General features: G+C 55.9%; 16 protein-coding genes. 6 read left to right on the top strand and 10 right to left on the bottom strand.

The annotated features are described in order from the left end of the window. Both ACN0SO_RS26780 and ACN0SO_RS26775 read left to right on the top strand, forming a co-directional pair. The coding region (locus ACN0SO_RS26780) for a biotin/lipoyl-containing protein (RefSeq protein ID WP_417682867.1) at window positions 1-467 on the top strand (467 nt) is incomplete at its 5' end. Window positions 468-478: 11 nt separating this feature from the next. Further along, on the top strand, window positions 479-1,780 hold the full coding sequence (locus tag ACN0SO_RS26775; protein ID WP_076464548.1) for a sodium ion-translocating decarboxylase subunit beta: 1,302 nt from the start codon (window positions 479-481) through the stop codon (window positions 1,778-1,780). A 95-nt stretch (window positions 1,781-1,875) separates the two neighbouring features. Here ACN0SO_RS26775 and ACN0SO_RS26770 read toward each other — a convergent pair whose 3' ends face one another. After that, complete coding sequence (locus tag ACN0SO_RS26770) at window positions 1,876-2,799, bottom strand: histone deacetylase family protein (protein ID WP_417682865.1); 924 nt, start codon at window positions 2,797-2,799, stop codon at window positions 1,876-1,878. Window positions 2,800-3,117: 318 nt separating this feature from the next. On the opposite strand from ACN0SO_RS26770, the gene ACN0SO_RS26765 reads away from it, so the two are divergent. Then, entirely contained in the window at window positions 3,118-4,725 is a 1,608-nt protein-coding gene (locus tag ACN0SO_RS26765; protein WP_076464551.1) for a tetratricopeptide repeat protein, read from the top strand. 1 nt (window position 4,726) lies between these two features. On the opposite strand, the gene ACN0SO_RS26760 is transcribed toward ACN0SO_RS26765, so the two are convergent. Together ACN0SO_RS26760 and ACN0SO_RS26755 are read right to left on the bottom strand one after the other, a co-directional pair. After that, window positions 4,727-6,256, bottom strand: a complete 1,530-nt coding sequence (locus ACN0SO_RS26760; protein WP_417682863.1) for a cryptochrome/photolyase family protein — start codon at window positions 6,254-6,256, stop codon at window positions 4,727-4,729. Between the two features lie 167 nt (window positions 6,257-6,423). Beyond that, window positions 6,424-6,645 (bottom strand): hypothetical protein, encoded by a 222-nt coding sequence (locus ACN0SO_RS26755; protein WP_010322719.1) that lies wholly within the window; start codon window positions 6,643-6,645, stop codon window positions 6,424-6,426. A 175-nt stretch (window positions 6,646-6,820) separates the two neighbouring features. On the opposite strand from ACN0SO_RS26755, the gene ACN0SO_RS26750 reads away from it, so the two are divergent. Together ACN0SO_RS26750 and katG are read left to right on the top strand one after the other, a co-directional pair. Continuing rightward, on the top strand, window positions 6,821-8,077 hold the full coding sequence (locus ACN0SO_RS26750) for a diguanylate cyclase (RefSeq protein WP_417682861.1): 1,257 nt from the start codon (window positions 6,821-6,823) through the stop codon (window positions 8,075-8,077). A 224-nt stretch (window positions 8,078-8,301) separates the two neighbouring features. Then, window positions 8,302-10,482, top strand: coding sequence for a catalase/peroxidase HPI (gene katG, locus ACN0SO_RS26745; RefSeq protein WP_417682859.1), 2,181 nt, complete (start codon window positions 8,302-8,304; stop codon window positions 10,480-10,482). A 97-nt stretch (window positions 10,483-10,579) separates the two neighbouring features. On the opposite strand, the gene ACN0SO_RS26740 is transcribed toward katG, so the two are convergent. From ACN0SO_RS26740 to ACN0SO_RS26730, 3 genes are all read right to left on the bottom strand, one after another. After that, complete coding sequence (locus tag ACN0SO_RS26740) at window positions 10,580-11,002, bottom strand: acyl-CoA thioesterase (protein ID WP_417533419.1); 423 nt, start codon at window positions 11,000-11,002, stop codon at window positions 10,580-10,582. A gap of 283 nt (window positions 11,003-11,285) precedes the next feature. Beyond that, on the bottom strand, window positions 11,286-12,218 hold the full coding sequence (locus ACN0SO_RS26735) for an AEC family transporter (protein WP_417682857.1): 933 nt from the start codon (window positions 12,216-12,218) through the stop codon (window positions 11,286-11,288). Window positions 12,219-12,343: 125 nt separating this feature from the next. Continuing rightward, complete coding sequence (locus ACN0SO_RS26730; RefSeq protein WP_417682855.1) at window positions 12,344-12,460, bottom strand: twin-arginine translocase TatA/TatE family subunit; 117 nt, start codon at window positions 12,458-12,460, stop codon at window positions 12,344-12,346. 346 nt (window positions 12,461-12,806) lie between these two features. Between ACN0SO_RS26730 and ACN0SO_RS26725 the strand changes: the two genes are divergently transcribed. Beyond that, complete coding sequence (locus ACN0SO_RS26725; RefSeq protein ID WP_417682853.1) at window positions 12,807-13,343, top strand: hypothetical protein; 537 nt, start codon at window positions 12,807-12,809, stop codon at window positions 13,341-13,343. 70 nt (window positions 13,344-13,413) lie between these two features. Here the strand turns inward: ACN0SO_RS26725 and catB are convergent, their stop codons facing one another. The 4 genes from catB to pqqE form a co-directional block, all read right to left on the bottom strand. Then, the gene (gene catB, locus ACN0SO_RS26720) at window positions 13,414-14,046 is read right to left on the bottom strand and encodes a type B chloramphenicol O-acetyltransferase (RefSeq protein ID WP_417682851.1); all 633 of its coding nucleotides are present in this window, start codon (window positions 14,044-14,046) and stop codon (window positions 13,414-13,416) included. Window positions 14,047-14,082: 36 nt separating this feature from the next. After that, window positions 14,083-14,595 (bottom strand): DinB family protein, encoded by a 513-nt coding sequence (locus ACN0SO_RS26715; protein ID WP_417682849.1) that lies wholly within the window; start codon window positions 14,593-14,595, stop codon window positions 14,083-14,085. A 25-nt stretch (window positions 14,596-14,620) separates the two neighbouring features. Beyond that, window positions 14,621-15,031: a hypothetical protein gene (locus tag ACN0SO_RS26710; protein WP_417682847.1), complete on the bottom strand. Its 411-nt coding sequence runs from the start codon at window positions 15,029-15,031 to the stop codon at window positions 14,621-14,623. 103 nt (window positions 15,032-15,134) lie between these two features. Beyond that, on the bottom strand, window positions 15,135-16,286 hold the full coding sequence (gene pqqE / locus ACN0SO_RS26705; protein ID WP_417682845.1) for a pyrroloquinoline quinone biosynthesis protein PqqE: 1,152 nt from the start codon (window positions 16,284-16,286) through the stop codon (window positions 15,135-15,137). Window positions 16,287-16,380: the final 94 nt, after the last annotated feature.

The raw sequence follows: 16,380 nt of genomic DNA, 5'->3' as shown, positions 1-16,380 counted from the left end.
CTCTCTTCCCGCAGATTGGCCTGAAATTCCTGGAAAACCGCGGTAACCCTGACGCCTTTGAACCTGTACCGACTCTTGAGGACGCAAAAACCATGGCAGCCCCGAAAAACAACGGACCGGAAGTCTACACAATCAACGTTAACGGCCAGAACTACGTGGTTCAGGTGACTGAGGGCGGCGATGTGTCCTCCATTCAGTCGGCTCCGGCTGCCGCGCCCGCCGCTGCTCCGGCAGCTGCACCTGCAGCAGGTTCCGGTGAGCCTGTAGGTGCACCGCTGGCAGGTAACATCTGGAAGGTTCAGGTTGCTGCTGGTCAGGCTGTTCAGGAAGGCGACGTGCTGGTTATCCTGGAAGCGATGAAGATGGAAACTGAAGTCCGTGCCGCGCGCGCCGGTACTGTGGTCTCCGTAGACGTGAAAGAGGGTGATGCCGTTCAGGTCGGTGACTCTCTGGTCACCCTGGCCTAAGGTAACGCTGCATGGATAAGCTACTCGATCTGTGGCTGGCCTCGGGGGTATACAATATCTCCTTTGGCCAGCTGACCATGATGATTATTGGTCTGGTGCTGCTCTTTCTTGCTATCCGCAAGAATTTTGAGCCGCTCCTGCTGGTTCCGATCGGCTTCGGCGGTATTCTGGCGAATATCCCGGAAGCGGGTCTGGCGATGTCGGCAGTGGAAAATGCGATCCACTTTGCCAAACCGGAAGTGCTGCAGGGCCTGGCGAGTGTACTGGGTGTCAACAGTACCGACGTGCACGAGCTGGCGCATGCATACCACAACTCCAATGCCAGCACCCACGCGGCCGCCAGTCTGGTTGCGCAGGATAATGGCTACAACAACGGTATGCTGTACAACTTCTATACCGTTGCGATCGCCTCCGGTGCCGCTCCGCTGATCATCTTCATGGGTGTTGGTGCCATGACTGATTTCGGTCCGCTGCTGGCTAACCCCAAGACGCTGTTCCTTGGCGCTGCGGCTCAGTTCGGTATCTTTGCTACCGTATTGGGTGCTGTCGCGCTGAGCAGCTTTGGCATTCTGGACTTCAGCATTCAGGACGCAGCGGCTATCGGTATCATCGGTGGTGCTGACGGTCCGACGGCGATCTATGTGGCGAGCCTGCTGTCTCCGCACCTGCTGGGTGCCATTGCTGTGGCAGCTTACTCCTACATGGCTCTGGTACCGCTGATTCAGCCGCCGATCATGCGTGCCCTGACCACCGAGTCCGAGCGCAAGATCAGCATGAGCCAGCTGCGTCACGTATCCAAGGTCGAAAAGATCATGTTCCCGATCCTGCTGTTGATCCTGGTAGCCATGCTGCTGCCGGATGCGGCACCGCTGCTGGGTATGTTCTGTTTCGGTAACCTGATGCGTGAATGTGGCGTTGTGGACCGTCTGAGCGATACCGCCCAGAACGCACTGATCAACATCGTCACCATCTTCCTGGGTCTGTCCGTTGGCTCCAAGCTGTCTGCCGACAAATTCCTGGATGTGCAGACACTGGGTATTCTGGTGCTGGGTATTGTTGCCTTCGGTATCGGTACCGCCTGTGGTGTTCTCATGGCCAAGGGCCTGAACAAGCTGCAGGGTGGCAATGCCATCAACCCGTTGATCGGTTCAGCCGGTGTATCCGCGGTGCCTATGGCGGCGCGTGTATCCAACAAGCTGGGTCTGGAAGCCAACCCGCAGAACTTCCTGCTGATGCACGCCATGGGTCCGAACGTGGCCGGTGTTATCGGCTCGGCGGTAGCGGCCGGTGTGATGATCAAGTTTGTCGGCTGATACAGCGACAGAGCCTTGAACGAAAAACGGAGCCCCAGGGCTCCGTTTTTTTATGCCTGTTTACAGGCTGTAACGAGAAGAAAGGAAAGGCCGGATCAGAAACCGGCCAGTACTTCCAGGTGTGCCTGCACGCTGAATGCCAGTGCGACAGGGTTGTAGCCGCCTTCCAGCACGGACACGATGCGGCCCTGTGAGTGGCGCTCGGCTACGGCCTTGATCACCTTGGTCACCTGGCGGAAGTCCTCTTCATCCAGGTTAAGGTCGGCCATGGGGTCTTCCTTATGTGCATCGAAACCGGCAGAGATGAAAATCATGTCCGGCTTGTGTGCATCCAGTGCCGGCAGCCAATGCTCTTCCACGGCGCGGTGGAAAATATGTGGTTCGGTGTGCGCCGCGATCGGGCAGTTGACGATGTTGGGGCGATCGATCTGGTGGTAGCGCTCCGGGTAATAGGGGTGCTGGAAGGTCGAGCAGACCAGTACTTCGGGGCGGTCCTTGAAGATATCCACAGTGCCGTTGCAGTGGTGCACGTCAAAGTCGAGGATGGCGACGCGTTGAATATCGGCTTGCTGCAGTGCATGAGCAGCGCCAATGGCCACATTGTTGAACAGGCAAAAGCCCATGGCGAGATTGTACTCGGCGTGATGGCCGGGTGGGCGCACGGCACAGAAGGCATTTTCGGCCTTGCCGGCAAGCACGCGGTTAACCGCCAGAATAACGCCGCCGGCTGCCAGCCGTGCAGCATTCATGCTGTCCGGGCACATGGCGGTATCATCGTCGGTATAGACAATGCCGGAGCCGGGTTGCTGGGCATCCAGGCGCTTGCTGTGCAGCTGATGGTGTGCCAGCGAGATCTGCTCTTCGGTAACAGGTACCGCCGTGATCTGGTCCAGCTGGTCGATCAGGCCGGTACGTTCCAGTACCTTGTGAATCGCCGCCAGGCGAATGGGGCTGTCCGGGTGTTCAGGACCCAGGTTGTGCAGCTGGCAGTCCTTGTGTGAAATCAGGGCCGTAGTCATTGTCTTTATTTTTCTCCTCGTATTGTCGACATTTTAGAGGAAAACGGCAGGCAGGCGTGTTAGGCGTTGGTATTAATTGATGCGGGTCAGTTCGTTGCAGCGCAAAAATTGATCGACATCATAAACGCCCACCCGGTGATTCTCTATAGTGAACCCACAGCATAGAACTGTCTTTGATGCCGAGCATGCTCACCCGATGCTCGGCGTTTTTTTGTTTGTCTCTGCCCGAGTCTTCTGCGCCCGCACCTCCCTCTGTATACTGTTAGCAACCCCGCCCGATAAGGGTTCCCAGCGTTTGGTAATAGGTAAACAGCCACAGTGGCGTCCAGGACAGTCGACTACTCTAATAAAAGCGTACTCCTGATCGACAGCAGCGGTAATCTGCGGTCGACGATTTACTACATGTTGCGCGAACTGGGCGTGAAAAACCTTCTCGCCACCACGGTGAACGACAAGGTGCTGACGCTGATTCAGGAGTCCTCCTACGACATTATTCTGCTGGGCCACAACAGCAGCGATTCGGTCACCGGTATGCAGCTGCTCGAGGAGGCACGTTACCGGGGCTATATCCGACCTACCGCCGGCTGGATTTTCATGACCAGCGATGCGTCTCAGGAGGTGGTGTTGCATGCCATCGACAGCCGTCCTGACGATCTGCTGACCCGACCCTTTACCATCGACGAACTCAAAAGTCGTCTTGATCAGCTGGTCCTGCGCAAGCAGGTACTGCGACCGGTGGAGCAGTCCATCGAAGTCGGAGATCTGGAAGGTGCTGTCATCGCCTGTGACGATATCCCGCGTCAGGACACTAACTACGACTACGCCTGCCGCCTTAAAGCCAGTCTGCTGATACAGCTTAAACGACCGGACGAAGCCTATGAGGTGCTGGAACCCCTGTTCTGGCAGACTCAGGACAAGGAAATTGGCCTGGTGATGGCCGAATCTCTGGCGGCCATGAACCGGTTGAATGAAGCCAAAGAGCTGCTGGGCAGCCTGATTGAAAACTTCCCGTTGCTGATCTCGGCCTATGACCTGCTGGCCAAGGTGCATGAGAAAAACGGTGATCTTGATGACGCGCGAGATATTCTGAAACAGGCGACGTCCAAGTCCCCCATGGGGATTCCGCGCCAGATGGAACTGGGGCGAGTCGCGACCCAAACCCGTGTGCTGGATATGGCCGAAGGAGCCTACCGCAAATCCATCCAGCTGGGGCGCCGCAGTTGCTACCGTTCCCCTGAGCCCTATCTGCGTCTGGCCAATATTCGACGCCTGGAAATGCTGGATGCGGACAGCCGTCGCCAGATTGATCTGCGTAACGATTTCGATGTGGTGCTGAATAACGCCGAGTTTGCTTTTCCGAGGGATAACACGCTCAAGGTGCGCTCCAACCTGCTCAGAGCCAAGATTTGTGAAGACCTGGGGGAAGCTTCCCAGGCACAGCAGTTTCGTTCTGTTGCCAATGAGCATAACCAGTCACTTGAGCAGCCTCTGCAACTGGATCGCGAGCAGTTGCTGCTGTCCGGTGACAAGGTACCCATGCTTGAGCCTGAAACCACTCAGGAGCCCGCCGCCAAGGGTGGAGTGCGTCGCGACCATGCCATGAGCGACAAGGTTAACCGTCTGGGCGTTAAACACTACCTGGCCGGTAAGCTGTCTCAGGCGATCCGCTATTTTGGCCTGGCCATCGAGTACGATCCGGGTAATGTACCGGCGCTGTTGAATCTGGCCCAGCTATTCCTGGAGGCGGCGCGTGATAATGCCAGCAAACGCGATGAGCGTTTCCGCATGGTGGATCGCTATCTGCGACTCACGGACCGACTACCACTGGAGCCGGCTGAGAAATTGCGCCAGACACAGTTGCTCAAATACCGCAAGCAACCTCTGGATACCCTGCCACCCGGCTCACTGGGCAGCTTGCTGCGCTGATTCAGTCCAGCTGCTGTAGAAAGATACGCGCACTCTCCTGAATGGCTTCTCTGGCATCGTCTGACATCTTGTTCAGATTGCGATAGGCCAGCCCCAGGCGCGGATTCTGTTCCAGCTGCTCCCGGTTACGTGCCAGAAAATCCCAGTACAGATAATTGAAAGGGCAGGCTTTGGCACCCGTTTTCTGTTTCACGTCGTAGCGACAGTGTTGGCAATAGTCCGACATGCGGTTGATATAGGCACCGCTGGCTGCGTAGGGTTTGCTGGCCATCAGGCCACCATCGGCAAACAGGATCATGCCCTGCACGTTGGGCAGCTCCACCCATTCATAGGCATCGGCATAGACCAGCAAATACCACTCATTCACCTCTGCGGGGTTGGCCCCCACCAGCAGAGCGAAGTTACCCAGCACCATCAGCCGCTGGATATGATGGGCGTAGGCATGACGGCGCGTATCCTCCACACATTGGTGCAGGCAGTTCATCGCGGTATTTTGCCCCCAGTAGAGTCCGGGCAGGGGGCGGTCGGCCTTCAGGTAGTTGCCTTCTTTATATGCCGGCATCTGCAGCCAGTAGAGGCCACGCACATACTCGCGCCAACCCAAAATCTGGCGGATAAACCCTTCGACGGCGTTGAGAGGCGCCTTTTCCTGTTGATAAGCCGTTTCAGCCGCTTCGATCACCTCACGAGGATCCAGTAATCCCAGGTTGATATAGAAGCTCAGGTGGGAATGAAACAACCAGGGATCCTGCTGGCGCATGGCGTCCTGGTAGTCACCAAACAGGGGCAGGCGTTCACGGATGAACTGGTTCAGTACCTCAAGTGCCTGGGCGCGGGTGACGGCATAGTGAAAGTCATCCAGCTCTCCAAAGTGGTCGGGAAAGCCTGTCTGAATCAGGTCGATAACGCCTTGGGTGATGCTGTCCGGTTCAAAGCGGGCAGGGGCGGGTGGTGTCAGGTCTGCGGGCATGGCCTTGCGGTTGGAACTGTCAAAATTCCATTGCCCACCTACGGGTTTGCCCTCATGCATCAGAATACCGTAGCGCTTGCGCAGGTTGCGGTAAAAGTACTCCATCCGCAGCTGACGCCTGCCCTGAGCCCACTCTCTGAAATCGTCTGTTGAGGACAGAAAACGGTCATCTTCGCGCAGTTCAATATGTGCGTCCGAGGTCTGTTGCCACTGCTGAAACTGTTGCAGCAATCTGTATTCGCCAGGTTTGGTGATGACACAGTGGCGGCAGCCGGAGGCGTTGAGAATATGCTCAACTTCTCGGATAAAGTCAGAATCCCGGTCCGTATCGTCGAGGCGTCGATAGCAGACGCGATAGCCTTTTTCCTTCAACGTCTTGGCAAAGTGCCGCATGGCTGCCAGCACCAGAACCAGTTTCTTTTTGTGATGGGCCACATAGGTTGCTTCGCTGTGTAGCTCACACATCAGAATCAGATCCTGCTCGGGATCGATATCTTTGAGACTGCTGATATTCAGACTTAGCTGATCACCCAGGATCAGCCGCAAGCGGGGAGAAGGCACAGGTTTGCTCCGTAGACGTAGAACTGAGATTTACGTGAGAGAAACCGGGATGGATTTTTGAGGCAGGTACAAACGACAGGCGAAAAAAATGCCCACAGGTAGAACCTGTGGGCATCAAACAACAAACAACAGATAAGGAATCAACACCATGAAGTGAAGATCGTGCGTTACGCCTTGCAGACGTGACGCGGTGCGCCAATACGGCAACCATAGACACCGACTTCCCCTTTCCAACGCATCCACGTCAGCAGGTCGGTCAGTTGGTTGAACAGCTTGGCAACAGCACCCTGGCTTTCAGATGCCTCGGCATCCGTGTAACCCATGGCCACCAGCTCCTGGTGGATACGACGATCTTCATTGGCAAGACCGGTGTAGTGCTTCTGGTTCATAACAACACTCCCCAAAATGTGTGTTAGACCTTAGTAGTATACATAGAGTTAATATGTGAAGCAATTGTCTGTTTAGTGATCAACAGACAATTGCAGGAAAAAAACAGATGGGCAGATGCTTGAAGCCTGAGCAAACCCTTATATTCTTTAAGGAGTCTTCAAGAGTGGGAAATGGATGCAACTGCGCCAGCTGTTCCTGATCAACCTTATCGTCGTGCTGCTGTGCAGCCTTATCGTCGGCTTTTCCTGGCTGGTGAATCGGAATGCGCTCGAAGGGGCGAGTTTGTCCGTGTTCCAGGCCCAGAGGCGTGCGGCGTTCGAGTTGATTCGGGCAGCACGTCACTGGAATGCTGATACGGAGGGCGTCTATGTTCCCGTGTCCCCTGAGATCTCTCCGAATCCCTATTTACGCCTGCCGGATAGAGACATCACAGATAACCATGGGCGCCAGCTGACGCGTATCAACCCTGCTTATATGACGCGGCAGATATCGGAGCAGCTTGAGGGCCAGGATGTGGCCCTGCGCATTACCAGCCTTAAACCGCTTAACCCTACCAATGCACCGGATGAATGGGAGCGCTCTGCCCTGACCTGGATGGAGCAAAGCGGAGAGCTGGAGCGGGTGGAGTTGTTTGAAGGGCGTTATCGCTATATGGCAGGGCTTAATATTGTCCACAGCTGCCTGCCGTGCCATGAACAGATGGGCTACAAAATCGGGGATCTGCGTGGCGGCATCAGCTTCAGCCGCGATGCCAAACGCATGGACCCTCTGGTCAATGGCATGCTTGAACGGGTGGATAACATGCATCTCTGGGTTTGGGCGGTTCTGGTGGTGTGTGCGTCTGTGCTGGCGAGCCTGACCGTCGGCTTCTGGCAGCGCCTGATGGGCAGTGAATCGGTGCAGCAACGACTGAGATCACTGGTAGAGACTGATTATCTGACCGGTGTGCTAAGCCGTCGAGAATTGATGAGCCGGCTGGAGCAGGAAGTCGAGCGGACACAACGTTTTGCTTCACCCCTGGCATTGATGATGATCGACCTGGACCACTTCAAGCAGGTGAATGATCGTTTTGGTCATGCTCAGGGTGACAGGGTTCTGATTGCAGTGGCTCAGGCACTGCGGGATGAGCTGCGCAAGGTGGATAGCATCGGTCGTTACGGTGGTGAGGAGTTTACCGTGATTTTGCCGAACACGGACGCGGGTGAGGCATCCAAACTGGCCGAGCGCCTGCTGCAACGGGTACGTGAGCTGGAGTTCAGGACCGAAACCGGTGAACTCCTTCAGGTCACTATCAGCATTGGCCTGGTGTGTAACCGGGATTTGTCACAAATAATGACAGCCGATTCGTTGCTTCGAAGTGCTGATCAGGCGCTGTACAACGCCAAGCATGCCGGGCGAAACCGGTTTGAGCAGGAACAGTTGCCTGCATAACAGATCAGTTTCGGGTTCATCCGGGCTTTGCATGCATTCCGATAGGTCTTGCCTATCGTTGCCATTAGGAATGTCACTTTGGCTAATCCACAGCCAGCGTCTAGTCTGAAGCTAACCAAAACACAACAGGTCCAACTCAAGGTTGAGAACGGTGTTTCCTGAGCAATCAGGCACTTATGAACACCGGTTTGTGAGTCTTTGGATAACAAGCAGAGGAAATGGAAATGAGCCAGAACAACACAGGTAAATGCCCCTTCATGCATGGCGGCAACACCGCCAGCGGTAACGATAATATGGAATGGTGGCCGAATACGCTCAACCTGGACATCCTCCACCAGCATGACACCAAGACAAACCCACTGGGCGAAGACTTCGACTATGCAGAAGAATTCAAGAAGCTCGACCTGGAAGCGGTCAAGAATGACCTCAAGGCGCTGATGACCGACAGCCAGGACTGGTGGCCGGCCGACTGGGGTCACTACGGTGGCTTGATGATTCGTATGGCCTGGCATGCTGCAGGTTCCTACCGTGTGGCCGACGGTCGCGGCGGTGGTGGCACCGGCAACCAGCGCTTTGCTCCGCTCAACAGCTGGCCTGACAACGGTAACCTCGACAAGGCGCGCCGCCTGCTGTGGCCGATCAAGAAGAAGTACGGTAACAAACTTTCCTGGGCCGATTTGATCATCCTGGCCGGTAACATGGCTTATGAATCCATGGGTTTCAAAACCTTCGGCTTTGCCGGTGGTCGCCCCGATATCTGGCATCCGGAAAAAGATACCTACTGGGGCTCCGAGAAAGAGTGGCTGGCGCCGACCGGCAGTGAGGGCTCGCGTTATTCCGGTGAACGTGATCTGGAAAATCCGTTGGCAGCCGTGATGATGGGCCTGATTTACGTTAACCCTGAAGGGGTGGATGGTAACCCTGATCCGCTGAAAACTGCTCAGGACATGCGTGTCACCTTTGAGCGTATGGCCATGAATGATGAAGAGACCGTGGCCCTGACGGCCGGTGGCCATACAGTGGGTAAAGCACACGGTAACGGTAATGCCGATGATCTGGGGCCTGAGCCTGAAGGTGCTGACGTAGAAGAACAGGGCCTTGGCTGGAACAACAAGGTGGGTCGTGGTATCGGCCGCAACACCGTGACCAGCGGGGTTGAAGGTGCCTGGACCAGCGAGCCGACCAAGTGGGACTATGGTTACTTCGATATGCTGCTCAACCATGAGTGGGAGCTGACCAAGAGCCCGGCGGGCGCCAACCAGTGGAAGCCTGTGGATATCAAGGAAGAGGATATGCCGGTGGATGTGGAAGACCCCTCCATCCGCTGCATGCCGATGATGACCGATGCCGATATGGCACTGAAAATGGATCCGGAATACCGCAAGATTTCCGAGCGTTTCTACAAGGACCCCGAGTACTTCGATGATGTCTTTGCCCGCGCCTGGTTCAAGCTGACCCACCGTGACATGGGGCCGAAAAGCCGTTATTTGGGTGCCGATGTGCCCAGTGAAGATTTGATCTGGCAGGACCCGATCCCGACTGTGGACTACACCCTGACGGACGCTGAAGTAGAGGACATCAAGGGCAAGATTCTGGCCACTGGCCTGAGTGTGGGCGAACTGGTTGCAACCGCCTGGGACAGCGCGCGTACCTTCCGTGGTTCCGACTTCCGTGGCGGCGCCAACGGTGGCCGTATTCGCCTGGCTCCTCAGAAAGACTGGGAAGGTAACGAACCTGCCCGCCTGGCCAAGGTCCTCAAGGCGCTTGAAGGTGTGCAGTCTGGTCTGAGCAAGCCGGTCAGCATGGCCGACCTGATTGTACTGGGCGGTACTGCAGCGGTTGAGAAGGCCGCTCAGGATGCAGGCGTCAGCATCAAGGTGCCTTTCGCACCGGGGCGTGGTGATGCCACAGACGAGATGACCGATGCCGATTCCTTCCAGTACCTGGAGCCGCTGCATGATGGCTTCCGCAACTGGGTGAAAGGCGACTATGTGGTCAGCCCGGAAGAGATGATGCTGGACCGTACCCAGCTGATGGGCCTCACCGCACCGGAAATGACTGTACTGGTTGGTGGTATGCGCGTGCTGGGCACCAACCATGGTGGCAGCAAACACGGTGTCTTTACTGATAAGGAAGGCGTGCTGAGCAATGACTTCTTCGTCAATCTGACCGACATGCAGTACAGCTGGAAGCCGACCGGCAAGAACAGCTACGAGATTGTCGATCGCAACAGTGGCGCCGTTAAATGGACAGCCACCCGTGCCGACCTGGTGTTCGGTTCCAACTCAATCCTGCGCGCCTATGCTGAGGTTTACGCTCAGGACGACAACAAGGAGAAGTTCGTCAAGGACTTCGTCGCGGCCTGGACCAAGGTGATGAACGCGGATCGCTTTGATCTGAGCTAAACCTGCCCCGGGTGGTGTGAGCTCAAAAACAAAACGCCGGCTCCTTGAGAGTCGGCGTTTTTTTATGGCTGGACAAGTGTGCGGGAAGCCCGTCTCCTCAAGCCTGAGTCAACAGAAACCGGCTCAGGGCCTCTTTGGCCTGAGATGATAACGGCTGGGATTTACGTGTTGTTTCGTTCATCTGCACGATGATAGTCTCAGCCGTGGCGACGCACTGCTCGTTCTGATACAGCTGTTGATAAAGCGTCATTGAGCTGTTGCCGACTTTCAAAACGCCTGTGCCGATATCCACACGTCCGGGCCAGCGGACCTCACCCAGTAACTGCAGGTCCAGTTTGGCGATCACATAGACGGCACCCTCTGCCACCAGCGGGGCTTCGGCATCGTAGAGCATCTCGGCACGGCCCGTTTCCAGAAAGGTGGAAAATACGGCACTGTTAACGTGTCCCTGACTGTCGGTATCGGCAAAGCGCAGCTTGTCGTAGGTCTGCAGGGGGAAATCGCTGAGTGTATGCGTCATAAGTCTGTCCTTGAACATCAGCAGGTAGGATCAAGCGAGTTGTAGAGCGTCGCACAGCCTTGGCTGCAAGTCATTACCATTTCACGACAGTTCCATATCCGATCACAAGCCTAAAGCGAAAGTCCGTAGGTGGGTTTATCCCCATCCAGCTGGCGCATAAGCTCGCTGATAATGTACCGAAAGTTCCCATTTATGGTCGCTCTTAGTGGTTGAATATCCAGTGAATACTCTCCAAATGGCAGGTTTTTCAATGTATGTAAATACTTACTTTTTATTCATTGCTTCAGGTCAGCAGTGCAATCATCAATGTAAGCGTAAAGAAGGACATCAGAGTGGTGATGATCAGAATGCTGGCGCTGGTTTGGCCAAAGCCGTAGTTGCCTGCAATGATCGGGAATACGCTGAACATGGGCATGGATGCGAGCAGCAGCATGGAAAGCCTCAGGTCCTGATCCATCCCGGGTACCAGCATCAGCAGCAGGAACACCAGCAAAGGGTGCAGCAGCAACTTGCCCGCTACTACCGCCGGAATAGCCGAGACATTACCTCGAATGGAAGTACCTACCAGAACACCCCCGATGCTGAATAGGGCGACCGCTGCCGAGGTCTGCGCCAGCATGTTGAGGGTCTTGTCGATGACCTGAGGAAGAGGCAGTTGCAGCAGCGAAACCAGCATCCCGGCACCGATGGCCAGTACCAACGGATTCTTCAGTACGCGCGTAAACACGGTAGCGAAATGCTGGCGTCTGGAAGTGCTGTCATCCCTTCCACCTGATTCGATGATGATCAGGGCCAGTGGAATGATCAGCAGATTCTCCACCATCAATGACATGGCAAACGCCTGAGCGGGTGGCTCGCCGAAAACCTGTAACAGCACCGGGTAGCCGATAAAGGCACTGTTAGAGACGGCCATGCCCATGCCTTTGACGCCGCTTAACGGCAGCGTATTGCCCACCAGCTTACGGTGCAGGATGACGCCGACCAGCAGTGCGAACAGGGATGCACTTGCATACACCAGCAGGTAGTTGGGCTCGATGACCTCACTGAACTCCATGCGCGACAGCGTCCCGAAAATCAGTGCCGGCAGGCTGAAGTAGAGTACAAAGCGCCCCATGCCAGGTGCAGCGGCTGCAGGCAGGATGCCGCTTTTAACAGCCAGGAAGCCCAGGCCAATCAGGATGAAAATGGGGGCGGTAATAGACAGCACGCTGAGCATGCAGCAACTCCTTTTGGTTCAGTCGTGTCAGGAGTATATCAGCATGCACTGTGCCTCCAGTGCCAGATAACCGCCGTAAGAGCAGGAACTGGCGGAAGGGGAGAGCGCCAGTTCCTGCACGAGTGTTACTCGTCGTGATTGACCGCTTTGCGAAACGAACTCAAGGCACTGCCCAAGTCCGTACCTGCCGAGCGCAGTTTGTGGGTGCCAAACAGCAGCATAATGATTGCAAATACAATCAACAGCTGTCAGATACTGATACCAGCGAACATGGCGATTACCTTTTTAAGCTGTCGGGAACGAGAGGGCCTGAGCCCTCTTTTCTTCGGTTATGACTTAACCAGTGTAGGATTGGTTTGTGTCAGCTTTGCGGCTTGCTCATAGGCGTGAGCGATTTTGAGTACTTTGAGGTCTTCCTTGTTTCGGCCGATCAGCTGAATACCCTGCATTCTCCCGTATTCCCTTTTCAGTGCCCTGTAGAGTCCGCCATGTAGGCCTGAACTACACTTACCAGCACGACTTGTCAGTTGCCAAAATTTGCTGGCAAGCGGTCAGTAGTACCCGAGAAATAAAAAGCAGGGTAGTAAAATGAAAACGTTGATAGGCAAATGGCTGGTTATGGCAGGACTGGCCGCAGTCACTGAGTCAGCGCAGGCCGAGGATCACGGCGCTTTGATAGAGCAGGCACGCTCTGCAGCACCTTCGATGGTGAGTGCAGATGCAACGGTCATGTATAGAGGTGAAGTGCTGGCAGAAGGCAGCAATGGCTGGGTGTGTTTACCCGAAACAATGCCTGATGATGGTTCACCCATGTGTAACGATGCTGTATGGATGGAAATGATGCAGGCCGTAGGAACCAAGGCGCCCTATGAAGCCAGTCAAATGGGGTTCTCGTACATGTTGCAGGGGGATGGGGAGAAAGGAGGCGTCAGTAACTCCGACCCTTACCATGCCGATCATATGAATGCGGATGATTTCATCAGGGAAGGCCCTCACCTGATGCTTATTGTTCCCGGCGATCTGGCCGACTCCATTACCGATAACCCCGATGCAGGTGGACCCTATGTGATGTGGAAAGGGACGCCCTACGCACACATCATGGTGCCGATTGGAGAGCGGGATTGATTCTTGACGGCGAGTGATTAGGAGCCTAAACGGGAAGCCTGGCGTGTCGCCGGGCTCCCCGTTGCGGGATTCAGGCAGCCAGACCTTTCCAGTGAGTATAAAGTGCAGCAATATCACCCGAGCACAGCAGTGGCATGGCACCCTTGAGCTGCTCCTGCGACCAATCCCACCATTTCATTTCCAGCAGCTTTTCAACTTCCTCATCCGAAAAGCGTTGCTTGATCACTTTAGCCGGGTTGCCGCCGACAATCGTGTAGGGCTCAACATTTTTGGTAACCAGTGCGCGGCTGCCGATAACTGCGCCATCGCCCACCTTGATACCGGGCATGATCATGGCTTCAGCACCGATCCAGACATCATTGCCAATGACCGTATCGCCCGCCGGTTGATAGGCATTGATGGCGTCGGTAAAGGCAGGTTCTTCATCCATGTAGAAAAACGGGAAAGACGTAATCCAGTCATGACGGTGGCCCTGATTGCCGGCCATGACAAAAGATACACCGGTTCCGATGGAGCAGAAGCTGCCGATGATCAGCTTATCCACATCGTCACGGTCCGGCATCAGGTAGCGTGCGCACTCATCAAACGAGTGACCATGGTAGTAGCCGGAGTAGTAGCTGTAGCGGCCGACCTTGATATTCGGGTTGGTAACCTGCTCGGTCAACGGGACGCCCTTGAATGGGCTGTCAAAATAGTTGCTCATTTTTCCTCATGGGGGCGTTGGGCCTTCTCTGTGGTATTACAAGCTGTTGCGCTCCATAACATCGGGCAGCCAGATAAGGTCAGTTACGCCGCAATCCTGTTCGGCCTGGCTCAGCAGGGTGGTGAGTTGGCCGCGATGGTGGGTTTGATGGTTAAAGAAGTGTGCGACCGCCAGCCACATTTCATACTGACGGGGCTGAGGATTCACCACACTGGTATATTCCAAAGTGCCCTGCAGGGACTCGTCCGTTAAAGTGTTAGCCCAGTCTGTAATCCTGCGATCGGTTGCTTCACGGTCTGCAAGCAGGGTATCGAAATCGGCATGCAGCTCCTGGTCCAGGCCAGCGATACCGAAAGGCGTATCAGTGAAGCGGCCCAGCCAGATTTTATCGCCCACCAGCAGGTGGTTCAGCGTGCCATGGATGGAGCCGAAAAAGGCACCTCGGTCCTGCTTGCGCTGTTCATCTGAAAGTTGTGCACAGGCTGCGTACACACGCTCATTCATCCAGCGGTTGTAGGCGGCCATATCCCGCGCCTGAGCTGCGATCATCGTATGATTCCTTCTGGAAGTTAGGTTAGCCGGTGACTTCGATAAACCACTTCGGCTTGATGCGGCCGAAATCCTTTCGGGTATTGGATTTAAGTGCCTGTTTGGAGTCCAGTACTCTGGCCACGCCGTTTTCTCTAACGAATACCACCCAGTGCCAGAATGGCGTGTCTTGCTCCAGGTGCCATTTGATCGCCAGCAGGGCTCGATCAGGCAGAGCATCCCAGGATGTGAAGGCTGCTTCTGAAGATGATGTCGAGATATCGAATGCCGCCAGCAGCCTGCGCACATATTGGGTATCGGACCAGAGCGCCTTATCGGCTGCTCGGATACCCAGAGTGCCGGCAAGCTGTTTGGCTTCCTTGTAGCTGACGCCGGCAAGCGCTGCACAGGCAGCGATGCCACAGCCGGTGGTTTCTTCCTGAATAACGGGCTTCATCTTGTAAGTCCTTTCGCCTGGAGCCAATTCTTGGCGGGAGACCCCTGAGAATGCCGCTGTTTCAGCGACTTTTCAACAGGGCCTGAACAGGCGAAAAAGGCGTTCAGCCTTTGGCAAAGACACGGGAATTGCGGTCGTTGCGGAAGGTGATGGGCGCATCCGCACTCGTCTGCTCAGCGGCCGCGCGGGCGTCAAGGATCTTCTGGTGATGTGGTGACTTGCTGCACACGGGGTCAGCCGCGTTCATGTCACCGGCCAGCATATAGGCCTGGCAGCGACAGCCACCCAGATCGTTTTCCTTTTCGTCACAGGAACGACAGGGCTCCTGCATCCAGTCATCGCCACGGAAGTGGTTGAAGCCGAACGACTCATGCCAGATATGCTGCAGGGTGTTGTCCTTCACATTGGGGAACTCGATCGGCAGCATGCGCGCGCTGTGACACGGCAAGGCGGTGCCATCCGGCGTCACGGTCAGGAAGATCTCGCCCCAGCCGTTCATGCACTTCTTCGGCCGCTCTTCGTAATAATCCGGCGTCACGAATATCAGCTTGATCGGGTTGCCCTCAGCGGCGAGCTTGTCACGGTATTCGTTGGTGATGCGCTCGGCCCGCTCCAGCTGTGCTTGCGTCGGCAGCAGGGCTTCCTTGTTCTCGTAGGCCCAGCCGTAATACTGGCAGGTGGCCAGTTCGACAAAGTCCGCTTCCAGCTCCACGCACAGCTCGATGATGCGGTCGATCCGGTCGATGTTGTGTTTGTGGGTGACGAAGTTGAGCACCATGGGATAGCCCTGGGCTTTGACTTCACGCGCCATTTTCAGCTTCTGCTGGAACGCCTTGTCGGAGCCGGCCAGCATGTTGTTGACCGTTTCGTCCGAGGCCTGGAAGCTGATCTGGATATGGTCCAGTCCGGCTTCACGGAAAGCCGCGATCCGGTCCGCATTGAGGCCGATACCGGAGGTGATCAGGTTGGTGTAGTAACCCAGCTTGCGCCCTTCAGCGATCAGCTGCTCCAGATCCCGGCGTACCAGTGGCTCGCCACCGGAGAAGCCCAGCTGTGCGGCGCCCATCTTGCGTGCCTGACGGAACACCTCGATCCACTGATCGGTGGTCAGTTCTTCGCCATGGGCGGCAAAATCCAGCGGGTTGCTGCAGTAGGGGCACTGCAGCGGACACTTGTAGGTCAGCTCGGCCAGCAGCCAGAGCGGCTGGCTCTGGTGCTGGGGCTTCTGCTGTTGAGGGGACGGCTGCTCAGACATAACCGATCCAGTTCTGCTCATGGGCGATGGCCAGAAACTCCAGCACATCCGGCCCCAGTTCACCGGCCTCGGGGAAGCGGGTTTCCAGTGCCTG

This window comes from Roseibium sp. (genome assembly GCF_048260565.1).
GTDB lineage: Bacteria > Pseudomonadota > Alphaproteobacteria > Rhizobiales > Stappiaceae > Roseibium.
The sequence above is the reverse complement of the archived record's forward strand: the minus strand, read 5'-3'. Positions and strand labels throughout refer to the sequence as shown.